Annotated in this window: 13 protein-coding genes; 3 read left to right on the top strand and 10 right to left on the bottom strand. The window is 37.4% G+C overall.

Annotated elements, in window-relative coordinates; all coding sequences use genetic code 11:
- Positions 1-4 precede the first annotated feature (4 nt).
- From sucD to BUC16_RS13800, 10 genes are all read right to left on the bottom strand, one after another.
- Positions 5-877 carry a succinate--CoA ligase subunit alpha gene (sucD, locus tag BUC16_RS13845; RefSeq protein ID WP_073371385.1) on the bottom strand — a complete coding sequence of 291 codons (873 nt, stop codon included), beginning with the start codon at positions 875-877 and terminating at the stop codon, positions 5-7.
- A 98-nt stretch (positions 878-975) separates the two neighbouring features.
- Positions 976-1,335, bottom strand: coding sequence for a hypothetical protein (locus BUC16_RS13840; RefSeq protein ID WP_073371384.1), 360 nt, complete (start codon positions 1,333-1,335; stop codon positions 976-978).
- Positions 1,336-1,407: 72 nt separating this feature from the next.
- Positions 1,408-2,343, bottom strand: coding sequence for a UDP-3-O-(3-hydroxymyristoyl)glucosamine N-acyltransferase (locus BUC16_RS13835; protein WP_073371383.1), 936 nt, complete (start codon positions 2,341-2,343; stop codon positions 1,408-1,410).
- A gap of 73 nt (positions 2,344-2,416) precedes the next feature.
- A complete protein-coding gene (gene efp / locus BUC16_RS13830; protein ID WP_073371382.1) occupies positions 2,417-2,983 on the bottom strand; it encodes an elongation factor P in 567 nt (188 codons plus the stop codon).
- A 40-nt stretch (positions 2,984-3,023) separates the two neighbouring features.
- Positions 3,024-3,809 carry an acyl-ACP--UDP-N-acetylglucosamine O-acyltransferase gene (gene lpxA, locus BUC16_RS13825; protein WP_073371381.1) on the bottom strand — a complete coding sequence of 262 codons (786 nt, stop codon included), beginning with the start codon at positions 3,807-3,809 and terminating at the stop codon, positions 3,024-3,026.
- Positions 3,810-3,877: 68 nt separating this feature from the next.
- Positions 3,878-5,266 carry a bifunctional UDP-3-O-[3-hydroxymyristoyl] N-acetylglucosamine deacetylase/3-hydroxyacyl-ACP dehydratase gene (locus BUC16_RS13820; protein WP_073371465.1) on the bottom strand — a complete coding sequence of 463 codons (1,389 nt, stop codon included), beginning with the start codon at positions 5,264-5,266 and terminating at the stop codon, positions 3,878-3,880.
- Positions 5,259-6,305, bottom strand: coding sequence for a UDP-3-O-(3-hydroxymyristoyl)glucosamine N-acyltransferase (gene lpxD / locus BUC16_RS13815; RefSeq protein WP_073371380.1), 1,047 nt, complete (start codon positions 6,303-6,305; stop codon positions 5,259-5,261). The genes BUC16_RS13820 and lpxD overlap by 8 nt, the downstream gene beginning before the upstream one ends.
- A gap of 131 nt (positions 6,306-6,436) precedes the next feature.
- Entirely contained in the window at positions 6,437-7,666 is a 1,230-nt protein-coding gene (locus BUC16_RS13810; protein WP_073371464.1) for an HD domain-containing protein, read from the bottom strand.
- 239 nt (positions 7,667-7,905) lie between these two features.
- Positions 7,906-8,589 carry a 2'-5' RNA ligase family protein gene (locus BUC16_RS13805; RefSeq protein WP_073371463.1) on the bottom strand — a complete coding sequence of 228 codons (684 nt, stop codon included), beginning with the start codon at positions 8,587-8,589 and terminating at the stop codon, positions 7,906-7,908.
- 184 nt (positions 8,590-8,773) lie between these two features.
- Entirely contained in the window at positions 8,774-9,979 is a 1,206-nt protein-coding gene (locus tag BUC16_RS13800; protein WP_073371379.1) for an IPT/TIG domain-containing protein, read from the bottom strand.
- 372 nt (positions 9,980-10,351) lie between these two features.
- Between BUC16_RS13800 and porX the strand changes: the two genes are divergently transcribed.
- The 3 genes from porX to BUC16_RS13785 all read left to right on the top strand — a co-directional run bounded on the left by porX (position 10,352) and on the right by BUC16_RS13785 (position 13,650).
- Positions 10,352-11,935 carry a T9SS response regulator signal transducer PorX gene (porX, locus tag BUC16_RS13795; RefSeq protein ID WP_073371378.1) on the top strand — a complete coding sequence of 528 codons (1,584 nt, stop codon included), beginning with the start codon at positions 10,352-10,354 and terminating at the stop codon, positions 11,933-11,935.
- A gap of 61 nt (positions 11,936-11,996) precedes the next feature.
- Complete coding sequence (gene tsaE, locus BUC16_RS13790; protein ID WP_073371462.1) at positions 11,997-12,404, top strand: tRNA (adenosine(37)-N6)-threonylcarbamoyltransferase complex ATPase subunit type 1 TsaE; 408 nt, start codon at positions 11,997-11,999, stop codon at positions 12,402-12,404.
- Positions 12,405-12,456: 52 nt separating this feature from the next.
- A complete protein-coding gene (locus tag BUC16_RS13785; protein WP_073371377.1) occupies positions 12,457-13,650 on the top strand; it encodes an alanine dehydrogenase in 1,194 nt (397 codons plus the stop codon).
- Positions 13,651-13,759: the final 109 nt, after the last annotated feature.

The raw sequence follows: 13,759 nt of genomic DNA, 5'->3' as shown, positions 1-13,759 counted from the left end.
AGGCTTATCCTAAAACTTCTTTTACTTTTTTTCCAATCTCTGCAGGAGAGTCGACAACGTGGATTCCACATTCTCTCATGATGCGTTTTTTGGCTTCAGCTGTATCGTCGGCACCACCAACAATTGCACCTGCATGACCCATTGTTCTTCCTTTTGGAGCAGTTTCACCCGCGATGAATCCAACTACTGGTTTGCGGTTTCCATCAGCTTTGATCCATTTGGCAGCATCGGCTTCCAATTGACCTCCAATTTCTCCAATCATCACGATACATTCTGTTTCTGGATCGTTCATCAACAATTCAACAGCTTCTTTAGTTGTAGTTCCAATGATTGGATCTCCACCAATTCCGATTGCTGTCGTGATTCCCAATCCTTGTTTTACTACTTGGTCAGCAGCTTCGTAAGTTAAAGTTCCTGATTTAGAAACAATTCCAACGGTTCCTTTTTTGAAAACAAAACCTGGCATAATACCAACTTTTGCCTCTCCTGGAGTAATAACACCTGGACAGTTTGGTCCTATTAATCTAGAATTTCTTTCTTTAACATAATTATTTGCCTTAATCATGTCGGCAACTGGAATTCCTTCAGTGATGGCAATGATAACTTTGATACCTGCATCGGCAGCTTCCATGATTGCATCGGCAGCAAAAGCCGGTGGTACAAAAATGATTGTAGTGTCAGCACCTGCTTGATCTACTGCATCTTTAACCGTATTGAAAACTGGACGATCTAAATGTGTTGAACCACCTTTTCCTGGAGTAACACCACCAACTACATTTGTACCATATTCAATCATTTGAGATGCGTGGAATGTTCCTTCGCTACCTGTAAATCCTTGAACAATAATTTTGGAATCTTTATTGACTAAAACGCTCATGATATATTTTTTTTGTGGTTTTTTAAATTTGTGTTGCAAAAGTATAAAATAGTATACAGTAAACCGTATTGATTTTTTAGTATTTTGAAACTAAATTGTTATAATTGGCTCATTTGATATCCTCGAAATAATTTATTTTCCTTTATTTCCCAAATAACGAAAAAATTCCCCAGCAACATGTCTTCTCGCGGGTTTTCAAATGTCTTCACAAAATGGGAAAAACGCAATGAAACCAAGTTGTCTTCTTGAAGAATATGACTTATTCTAATCTTGGATCGAATATAAGCTTTTGCCATTTGATCCATAAGTTCCATGGTATCATCAAAATTCATTTGGATAAAACCTTGACTGCTATTCCAGTCGATAGTGACTTCTGGATGTAGCAACTCACTTACTATTTTCTTGTTCAAGAAAACATCAGATTTGTAAAAATCGAGTACAATATCTTTTGGGTTCATATTGAAAATTTTATTGATTCTTAATTGGTAAGCCTTGATTACTTTGCTTATTATCTAACAGTTTATGTCATTTTACAAGCTTTTTAATTTTTCCAAGATTACGGGAATCTTTTTAACATTGGCCAATTGTTTCAGTTTTTCGCGAGATTCCTCTATTGGCGTACCAAAATAACTTTTACCGCCTTCAACCGATTTTGTGACACCAGTTTGACCCAAGATTACCGCTTTTTCGCCTATGGTTATGCCGCTTGTGGTTCCTACTTGTCCCCAAATAGTGACTTCGTCTTCGATTATTACACAACCTGCAATGCCGGTTTGTGAAGCAATCAAGCATTTTTTTCCAATTACGGTGTCGTGACCCACATGGACTTGATTGTCTAATTTTGTGCCTTCGCCAATGGTTGTATCGCCCGTAACTCCTTTGTCGATTGTGCAAAGTGCGCCAATGCCAACATTGTCCTTGATAACCACTCTTCCTCCTGAAATTAATTGGTCGTAACCTTCTGGTCTTTTTTTATAGTAAAAAGCGTCAGCTCCAAGAATGGTTCCGGCGTGAATAATCACGTTGTCGCCAATAACCGTATGGTCGTATATGGAAACATTCGAGTGAATCAAGCAATTTTTTCCGATGACAACGTGGTTTCCTATAAAAGAATTGGGTTGGATTGTTGTCCCTTCCCCTACTTTGGCGGAAGCCGAAATGGCAACATTTGCGAATTGGAAAGGTTTGAAATGTCTCGTCAAGACATTGAAATCCCTAAACGGATCATCAGAAATCAACAAGGCTTTTCCTTCGGGACATTCCACATTTTTGTTTATCAAAATGGTGGTTGCCGCCGAGTTCAAGGCTTTGTCGTAATATTTTGGATGATCTACAAAAACAATGTCACCCGGTTCTACCACGTGAATTTCGTTCATTCCAGAAACAGGAAAGTTGGCATCACCAACAAACTCACAATCCAGAATTGCGGCAATTTCTTGTAGTGTATTTATTTTGGGAAATTTCATTTTATTTTAGGGTATAATTAAAAAAGGTTATACGTTCATCTATACGTATAACCTTTTTTAAACTAGAAATTATTTATTCCTTTACGCGTTCCATGTAATTTCCGGAGGTTGTGTCAATTTTGATTTTGTCGCCTTCGTTGATAAACAACGGAACATTTACTGTTGCTCCAGTTTCAACCGTGGCTGATTTAGTTGCATTCGTGGCCGTGTTTCCTTTCACTCCCGGTTCGGCATAAGTTACTTCAAGAACCACGGAAGCCGGCATGTCCACAGAAAGTGGCAAGTCAGTTTCCGTGTTGATGGCAATCATGACACTTTCGCCTTCTTTCAATAAATCTGGTGAATCCAATACATTTTTGTTTAATGATATTTGTTCAAAAGACTCCACGTTCATAAAATGAAATTCGTCACCTTCTGGATATAAAAATTGGAATTTATGGTTTTCCACACGCACTTCCTCTATTTTGTGTCCTGCCGAAAAAGTGTTGTCCAATACTTTTCCATTAGACAAGCTTTTCAATTTGGTTCTAACGAAAGCTGGGCCTTTTCCCGGTTTAACGTGAAGAAATTCGATAATTTTATAAATATCGTTATTGTATTTGATACACAATCCGTTTTTGATGTCTGATGTTGATGCCATTTATTTTATTTGTTAATTCGTTAATTGTATGTTATTGGGATTATGAATTCCCGGAATATCCTTTCATGATTCCTCTTGATGAATTCCTGATGAAATCCAATATCTCGTCACGTTCTGGAGTGGCCTCCATTTCAGCTTCGATGATGCCTATTGCTTGGGTGGTATTGTAATTTTTTTGATACAGAATTCTATAGATGTCTTGAATTTCCCTGATTTTTTCAGGCGTGAATCCACGTCTTCTTAATCCAACTGAATTTATTCCAACAAATGACAAAGGCTCTTTTGCCGCTTTTGTATAAGGTGGAACATCTTTTCTCAACAAGGAACCTCCTGAAATCATGGCGTGGTCACCCACACTGATAAATTGGTGAACTGCCGACAATCCTCCAATAATGGCATAATTCCCGATGGTTACATGTCCTCCCAAAAGTACACCGTTTACAATAATGGCATTGTCACCCACATGACAATCGTGTGCAATATGTGCCGCCGCCATAATAAGGCAATTGTTGCCTATCAAGGTTTGACCTGATGCAATTGTTCCCCTGTTGATGGTTACACATTCGCGTATGGTACAATTGTCTCCAATAATTGCCAAAGAATCTTCTCCACCAAATTTTAAATCTTGTGGAACGGCAGAAATTACTGCACCTGGAAAAATATTGCAATTTTTCCCAATTCTTGCGCCTTCCATTATGGTTACATTTGAACCTATCCATGTTCCGTCACCTATGACAACATTATTGTGAATTGTTGTAAAAGGTTCAATTACAACGTTTTTTGCAATTTTTGCACCGGGATGAACATATGCTAAGGGTTGATTCATGTGTTTAGTTTAATCGTTTAACTGTTTAATCGATTAATCGAACTAACGATTAACCAAATCAACAAAAATTATTGTTTTCTAGCTATTTGAGCCATCAATTCTGCTTCGGCAACGAGTCTGCCATTGGCGTAAGCATTGGCTTGCATGTGGCAAATTCCTCTTCTGATTGGAGTAATCAAATCACATTTGAAAGTCAGGGTGTCACCAGGCAATACTTTATGCTTGAATTTTACATTGTCAATTTTCATGAAATAAGTCAAATAATTTTCTGGGTCTGGAACGGTGCTCAATACCAATATTCCACCAGTTTGCGCCATGGCTTCCACAATGATGACACCAGGCATTACTGGAGCTCCAGGAAAATGCCCCACAAAAAAGCCTTCGTTCATCGTAACGTTTTTCAAACCAACGATATGACTGTCGGACATTTCTATGATTCTGTCAATGAACAAGAATGGAGGTCTGTGTGGCAAAACCGACATGATTTTATGGATATCCATCAAAGGCTCTTGGTTCAAATCATAAACAGGAACATAATTTCTTTGTTCGATTTTTATGATTTTAGCCATCTTTTTGGCAAACTGCGTGTTTACAAAATGACCCGGTTTGTTGGCAATTACTTTTCCTTGTATTCTGGTTCCAATCAAGGATAAATCTCCAACTACATCCAGCAATTTGTGTCTGGCGGCCTCGTTGGGATAATGCAAGTTCAGGTTGTCCAAGATACCGTTTGGTTTAACGGTTATTTCGTCTTTTCCAAAAGCTGTTTTAAGGCTGTTCATTGTTTTTTCGGAAATTTCTTTGTCGACATATACGATGGCATTGTTCAAATCGCCACCTTTTATCAATCCATTTTCCAAAAGGGATTCCAGTTCATGCAAAAAGCTGAAAGTTCTCGATTGGGCTATTTCCGTTTTGAACTCGGAGATATTTTTCATCGTGGCATTTTGTGTTCCCAATACTTTGGTACCAAAATCAACCATTGCCGTCACGCTGTAGCTGTCGCTGGGCATAACCATGATTTCACTTCCTGTTTCCTCGTCCGTAAATGAAATGACTTCTTTTACGACATATACTTTTCTTTTTGCTTCTTGTTCCAGAACACCCACTTTTTCGATTGCCTCCACGAAGTATTTAGATGAACCATCCAAAATAGGAAGTTCCGAAGCATCCAATTCAATGATAACATTGTCTAAATCGCAACCAACCAATGCAGCCAAAACGTGTTCCGGTGTTTGAATTTTGACACCCAGTTTTTCCAAGTTGGTTCCTCTTTGGGTATTTACCACATAATTTGCATCAGCTTCAATAACAGGATGTCCTTCTAGATCTAGTCTGACAAAGGTAAAACCATTATTGATTGGCGCAGGTTTAAAAGTCATTTTAACCTCTTTTCCTGTGTGTAATCCAACTCCAGTTAGTGAAATTTCTGTATTGATGGTCTTCTGTTTAACCATTGTTTCCATTTTTTTGGTTTAATATTTCTTTTTTTAATTCTTCTAATTCTGTAACGATTTTTGGCAAATTCTTGAAATGAACATATGATTTACTAAAATCATTGTATCCAAATGTTGGACTTCCCTGCAAGACTTCGTCGTCTTTTATGTTGCGGGCAACTCCTGATTGGGCTTGGATCCTGACATTATTGCCTAATGTCAAATGGCCGACAATCCCTACTTGACCGCCAATCATTCCGTTCTTGCCAATTTTTGTGGAACCGGCAATTCCGGTTTGTGCGGCAATTACGGTGTTTTCGCCTATTTCCACATTGTGGCCCACCTGGATTTGATTGTCCAACTTCACGCCTTTTCTTATGATGGTCGAACCCATCGTGGCCCTGTCTATCGTCGTGTTTGCCCCTATTTCCACGTCATCTTCAATAATAACGTTTCCTATTTGGGGAATCTTGGAAAATGTTCCGTCGGCATTTGGTGCAAAACCAAAACCGTCTGCTCCAATAATGGCACCGGAATGAATGGTACAATTGTTGCCAATCAAGGTTTCCGAATATACTTTTGCGCCGGCAAAAATAGTGACATTATCGCCAATTACAGAATTATCGCCCACAAAACTGTTGGGATATATTTTTACGTTTTCGCCCAAAACCACGTTTTCTCCAATGTAACAAAAGCTGCCCAAATATAAATTGGCGCCATATTTTACACTTTCCGGCAGAACTGAAGGTTGTTCAATTCCTGATTTGTTTGCTTTTTTGGCTTGATCGTAAAATTCCAATAATTTCGTGAAAGACATGTACGCATCTTCAACTTTTATCAATGTCGTGGTCAGTTCTCCTTCTGGAACGAAAGTGGTGTTTACTATAGTTATGGTAGCGTGGGTGGTATAAATGTAAGGCTGGTATTTTGGGTTGGCCAAAAAACTGATGGAACCCTCGGTGCCTTCTTCTATTTTGGATAATTTATACACTTCGGCTTTAGGATTGCCAACGACTTCTCCTCCTAAAACTCCCGCTATTTGTTCTGCTGTAAATTTCATCTTATTGGATTATATTTTTCATAGGAATAAGATGGAACTCTCTATAAAAGGTGTTGGTTATTTTCAAAAAAAATGTACTGGTTCGTTTCATCGCGACAAAAATATAAAAAATAGACTTTAAATGTTCTTTTTTATACAAGTTGTTTTGGGAAACATATGTAATATTTGGTCACCGATTTAGATAAAGTCTTCAAATTCAATTGGTCAGAGACATCGACGACATCTTCAATTGTTTTGTCTTTTTTCAAAATCCGTATCGGTTCGGCTTCTTTGCTATACGCTTGATTTTTTATTTTGCCCTTGAAAATAAAATAATTGGTTTCTGCCAAGTTGATGTTGTTTTCCAAGGCAAAACGTTCTTTCATTACGTTCAATTCTTCGGCAGAAGGTTTTTCTTCGGTTAATTTTATTTTCAACAAATCGCGGTTGATGATCATTTTGCTTAAAGAAGACAAGATGAAATCATCCTGCTTTTGCCAAGATTTCAAGGCACTAATAATGTCAAAATCATCCAATTGAGAAAATAAATCCAAGTTTTCGCTGGTGAATGTTTCCGTGGTGATTTTGTTTTGCATAAAGAACAGCAAGGGTTCGCTGCAGGGCAAAACAATTCCTTTTTGGGTCAATTCTTTGGCTCGTTTCAAGACTTTCATCAAAATCAACTCGGCCACCAAACTGGTTTTGTGCAAATACGCTTGCCAATACATCAATCGTCTGGACATCAGGAATTTTTCTACCGAATAAATGCCTTTTTCTTCAATGACCAAAACGTCGTCCACCACGTTCATCATCTGGATCAATCGTTCGGAATTGACATTTCCTTCGGCCACGCCCGAGTAAAAACTGTCGCGTTTCAAGTAATCCATTCGATCCATGTCGAGTTGGCTGGAAATGAGTTGCAACATAAATTTTCTGTGGTATTCCCCTTTGAAAACCTGGATGGCCAAACTGAGTTTGCCTCCAAATTCCAAGTTCAACTGGTTCATGAACAACAACGAAATGGCTTCGTGATGCACGTCTTCGACAATGCTTTTTTCCATGGCGTGCGAAAAAGGTCCGTGACCAATATCGTGCAACAAAATGGCAATGTACAAGGCGTTTTCTTCTTCTGGAGAAATTTCAACCCCCTTGAAACGCAAAACATCTACGGCTTTTTGCATGATGTGCATACAGCCCAAAGCGTGATGAAAACGGGTATGATGCGCACCGGGATAGACCAAATAGGACAATCCCATTTGGGAAATGCGTCGCAATCGCTGAAAATAAGGATGCTGGACTAAATCGTAAATTAAGGCATTAGGTATGGTGATAAACCCGTAAATGGGATCATTGAATATTTTTAGCTTGTTGATTTCGCTCACTATAATTTTCTTTTTGGGAAACAAATATAATGAAATTTAATCTGGCTGAAAATATTGGAAATAAATCTGCAAGGAATTCGTATTTAAAAGTTTCCGCCACGAATTGCACCAATTATCGCTAATTTTTATCAAATTTGAAGTTGAATTACACGAATTTTTCTGTTTTCAAGAATTTGTGTAATTAAAAAACACATTGTAATTTGTGTTTATTCGTGCAATTCGTGGCTAAAAATTTACTGCTATCCCAGTTTGAATTCCTTTAGTTCCTTGACCCATTTTTCCCTTTGATACCAATCATTGTAAACCAAATAACAGCTTTCGACTTTGACCTTTCCAAAATTGAAATCACGGTGTTTTTCCAAAATGGCAATTAGTTTTTCTTTGTTTTCAATTGGTTTTCGAAATCGTGCCACGGTGGAATGTGCGGTCTGGATGGCATAGCGTTTGTCGATGCTTTCTTCCAATCCTGATTCTTTAAAGTTTACCCTGAGTTTGTTTCTTAAATCGTTTAGGGAATTGGTATTGGGAAAACCTTGCAGCATTATTGCCGAAGGTGAAGCCGTTATCCCTTGAAAATTGATTTCCAGGTCGTGAATGCCCACGAGACTTTTTTCTATAACAGCTACATAATCCGGTAATGAAATCGTGGCCAAATCAAATCCGTCATAACACGAAATAATGGACAGTACCGTGATGTGGATATCGGAATCGGGATAGTAATATTGGTCGGGATCTATTTCTTTCAGTTCGTTCAAGAAAGCCTGAATCCTGTTTTTGGTTTGACTGTCGGGGCGAATTAGCAACGTCAAGCCAAATCGATGGTCTGAAGGCGAATCGATTTCATGTTCGATGTGGTAGGTATCGGCAACAATCTTTTCGATTGATTCTTTGTAAAGGATGTCGTAATGCTTTTTTAAGTCCATTGATACAATTCTGTTTTCGTTAAGCGAGTGATTACTACCATTTATTTTTAAGAAGTATTTGTCAACTTTTAAAAACATCCATTTTTATAAAATGCAGATATCGAGGTATAAACTATTGTGCATAAGAACCTTTATAATCGAATAAGAAGAATTGCTGTCATTCATGTTTTTTACTATAAATAGCTTATTCATAAATATGCTTCCAAATATGCCCTCTCATTCCAACAATTAATCCCACATTTTCATAAAAATCAATATCTTGACTATTTTGACGATCTGCAAACGTAAATTTATTAGTCCAGTTTTTTCCACCATCATAAGTTTGTAATATCATTTCATAATTATTGATTGGGTTTGAGAATGTACCAATACCATTATTTTTACTGATAAAATAGAAGTTTCCTATTAATTTATCACTTGTTTTATTCCAATTTGTATTGATGTCTTCCGTGAAATATAATTGATTACCTATAATTGCGTAAGCTTGATTTTCATCAATTAATTGGATATTTGTTACCTCTTTATTGAAAGAAGTATAATCGAAAAAGTTATTCTTTTTTTTAATTATTGTAAATGCTTCATAAGAAGATGCAATTAATGTATTATTGAATACACTTAAATATGAAAACATTGGAGGTCTAATGTTTCCACTATTAGGAAATTCATATTTTAAATCAAAATTAGAATTGTCATTGGTTTCATATATCCTGCCATTTGATGTAAGTAGATAACCTCTATTTGGTGATGAAAAATAAATTTCTTTAATATATTGACTAACAATGGTTTTTTCAAAAACAGGATTAAAAGATTTACCACCATCATTTGTGTAATGAACTATATTCTCGGAATTCCTATAAGTTGCAACCCATCCTTGATTTTCATTTATAAAAAATATTGATGACAAATTACTTTCCTTAAAATCTTTTATTAACGTCCAATTGTATCCACCATCAATAGTTTTGCATAATTTAGAATCAGCTATGACAAATGCAATATCTTTACTTACCATTTTAATACAACGTAAATTTTCATCACTAACAAGAAAATTAGTTTCCAATGGGAAGGTACCAATTAAATCCAGAGAAAATCTACCCACAGGACTTAGTCCAATTAAAACTTCGACATTTACTTTTTGATTGTGTATTGTAGGAGGTATTACAAATTTAATTGAGTTTTCTTGCTGTTCTATAGGGACAACAAACCTATTGTTAATTCTAATTTGCGAAATACTTTTAAGATAATTTCCTTCAATTGTAATAGTATCCCATATTCTTGCTTTTTCTGGATATGCTTTGGTTACATATTTCGTGCTTGAAATTATAATTTTATCAGTTTCACTAGAGCAAGAAAATAATGAGCCCAACAATAATAGAAAGAATATTTTTTTCATTTAAATTTTAAATTAATTATTATAATTGTGTAAATCAAATAATTTACATAATATAATTACTGCATTATATTTAATTTCTTTCCAAATGTATTAAATAATTCCTACAAAACATTGAAAATTTAATTTATTTTTCCTACTTACAAACCCTTGTTTTCAAGAAAATAGACAAGTTCATTGTTCTCTTTTTGTATTAGGGATTAAAGCTATTGTATTTGTTGCTCTCGCTATGTGATTGCCTCGTTCCTCGCAATGACATATCTAAACCCAATACCTTAAAAAAGTATTAAATTATCATCTCATTGGCCAATTCTCGTTTTAAAAAAAGTAATTTGGCATAATGATTTATTACTTTTGAATACCTTATACTAAACTATGGATACGATAAAAATACTTTGGGTCGATGACGAAATCGATTATTTGAAACCGCATATTTTATTTCTGGAAAAGAAAAATTACAGTGTCACCACCTGCAACAACGGGCGTGACGCGATTGATATTTTTGAAAACACCAATTTTGACATTGTATTTCTGGACGAGAACATGCCCGGAATGAGCGGCTTGGAAACACTTTCGGAAATGAAGGAAAAGAAATCCTCTATCCCGATGATCATGATTACCAAGAGCGAGGAAGAATACATCATGGAGGAAGCCATTGGCTCCAAAATTGCCGATTATTTGATAAAACCCGTGAATCCCAACCAGATTTTGTTGAGTTTGAAAAAGAATCTGGATCATTCGCGATTGATTTCGCAAAAAACCACCCTGGATTACCAGAAGGAATTCCGCAAAATTTCGATGGAAATGGCGATGGTCAATTCCTATGAAGATTGGGTGGAATTGTACAAGAAATTGATTTTCTGGGAATTGGAACTCGAAAACATCGATGACCAAGGAATGGTTGAAATATTGGAATCGCAAAAGACGGAAGCCAATTCGCAATTCGGGAAATTTATCGAGCGTAATTATGAAGACTGGTTTGCTCCAAAAGCGGATACCCGAGGCAAAGCCGAACGGAGCGAAGCTAAACCCATACAATCAAACACTTTGTTCAAAGAATTGGTGGTTCCGGAATTGAAGAAAAAAGACAAGCCTATTTTGTTTGTCGTGATTGACAATTTGCGTTACGACCAATGGAAAGCGTTCGAAAACGTGGTGGGCAATCATTATAAACTGGAAAAAGAAGTTCCTTATTTCTCCATTTTGCCTACAGCAACGCAATATGCCAGAAATGCCATTTTTTCGGGTTTGATGCCGCTCGAAATGGAAAAACAATTCCCCCAATACTGGAAAAACGACCCCGAAGAAGGCGGAAAAAACCTGTATGAAGCCGAATTTTTGACCGCTCAATTGAAACGATTGGGTTTGAACATCAAGGAAGATTATTTTAAAATCACCAATCTAGCCGGAGGAAAAAAACTGGCAGAAGGTTTCAAGGCTTTAAAAAACAACGACTTGGTGACGGTGGTTTACAATTTTGTGGACATGCTTTCGCACGCCAAGACCGAAATGGACGTGGTCAAAGAACTCGCTTCCGACGACAAAGCCTATCGCTCGTTGACTTTGAGCTGGTTCAAGAACTCGCCACTTTTGGAAATCATTCAACAGGCGCAAAAACTGGGTTTCAAATTGATTTTAACCACCGATCACGGCACCATCAACGTGAAAAATCCTTCGAAAGTAGTGGGTGACAAAAACACCAGCCTTAATTTGAGATACAAAACAGGACGCAGTTTGACCTTCGAACACAAAGATGTTTATGCCGTGAAAGAGCCAAAAAATATTGGTTTGCCTACCATAAATATGAGTAGTTCTTATATTTTTGCAAAAAATGATTTGTTTTTGGCTTATGTCAACAACTACAATCATTATGTGAGTTATTATAAAAATACGTATCAACACGGCGGCATTTCTTTGGAAGAAATGATTATTCCGTTCTTGATTTTTAACCCAAAATAAATAGTAATCAGTTTGCAGTTTGCAGAAAATCTGGACACTGAATGCTGAACCCTTAAATTTTATGGAAATCAACTTTTCTTTAGACCAACTCGAAGCAGTTGCCCAACAAATTTTGGAACAAAATCCGAATAAAGTCATCCTTTTTCACGGAGAAATGGGTGTTGGAAAAACGACTTTGATCAAAATTTTGGCCAAAACGCTTGGCGTAAACGACATGACCAGCAGTCCTACTTTTTCTTTAGTTAACGAATACCAAACAAATGACAATCAAACGGTTTACCATTTTGATTTTTACAGGTTGAACAAAGAAGTGGAAGCCTTGGACATGGGAGCCGACGAATATCTGTATTCCGGCAATTGGTGTTTTATCGAATGGGCGGAAAAAATCCCGAGTCTCATTCCGGAAGCGCATTCTGTCATAAACATCAGCCTGCTTCCTGACGGAAATCGATTTTTGTCATTAATTTAAGATCAAAATCTAAACTTTTTCCGTAAATTTACTTTTAATTTTTACAGTACCAATGGCAATCACCCCATTTACGAAGCAACAGTTATTACCTCAAGAAGAAAAACTTGAAATAGCAAGACACAAAAGCGAACTTTTCATTGGCGTGCCCAAAGAAACCAGTTTTCAAGAACGTCGCATTTGCCTTACTCCTGATGCCGTAAATTCGTTGACTTATCAAGGACATCGGGTAATGATAGAAGCCGGTGCCGGAGAAAGTTCCAGTTATTCCGATAAAGAATATTCCCATGCAGGTGCCGAAATAACGAGCGATACCAAGAAAGTATTTGGCTGTCCCATCATCTTGAAAGTAGAACCAGCCAGCACGGCCGAAATTGAAATGATTAATCCCGGGTCAATCATCATTTCGGCCATTCAATTGAAAACCAGAAAGAAATCTTATTTCACGGCTTTAACCAAAAAGAAAATCACCGCCCTTGCCTTTGAATACATCAAGGACGAGGATGGCTCCTATCCGGCAGTGAAATCCCTGAGTGAAATTGCGGGAACCGCCTCGATATTGATTGCCGCCGAATTGATGATTACCAATGAATTTGGAAAAGGATTGTTGTTCGGAAACATTACCGGAGTTCCCCCTACCGATGTTGTTATCCTAGGCGCGGGAACCGTTGGGGAATTTGCCGCCAAAACCGCCATTGGTTTGGGTGCCAACGTGAAAATTTTCGACAATTCGATCACCAAATTGAGACGATTGCAAAACCATTTGCCCCAACGCATCTTCACTTCCACCATTCAACCCAAAGCCTTGCTGAAAGCCCTCAGAAGATGCGATGTAGCCATTGGTGCCATGCGTGGCAAAGAGCGCTGTCCAATCATTGTGACCGAAACTATGGTGGAGCACATGAAAAAAGGAGCCGTGATAGTTGACGTCAGCATTGATACCGGTGGTTGTTTTGAAACCTCGGAAGTGACCACGCACGAAAACCCAACTTTTGTCAAAAATGATGTACTGCATTACTGCGTACCCAATATTCCTTCGCGGTATTCCAAAACTGCCTCGCTTTCCATCAGCAACATCCTCACGCCCTACCTATTGCAAATTGCCGAAGATGGCGGAATAGAAAGTGCCATCAGATGCAACAACGGCTTGAAAAACGGAGTCTATTTATACCACGGAATCCTTACCAACAAAGCCATTGGCGATTGGTTTGACTTGCCCAACAACGATATCAATTTAATCGTGTTTTAACTAAACTTTCTTTTATCTTTGCCGGAAATTTAATTTATGAAATCGCCAACAAACAAGAGTTTGCGCAAGCACTGGTGATACCATAAATTGACCTATAACAAATATATTT

The sequence above is a fragment of the Flavobacterium fluvii genome, assembly GCF_900129545.1.
GTDB classification, from domain to species: domain Bacteria; phylum Bacteroidota; class Bacteroidia; order Flavobacteriales; family Flavobacteriaceae; genus Flavobacterium; species Flavobacterium fluvii.
This window is presented reverse-complemented; position numbering and strand designations above follow the sequence as displayed.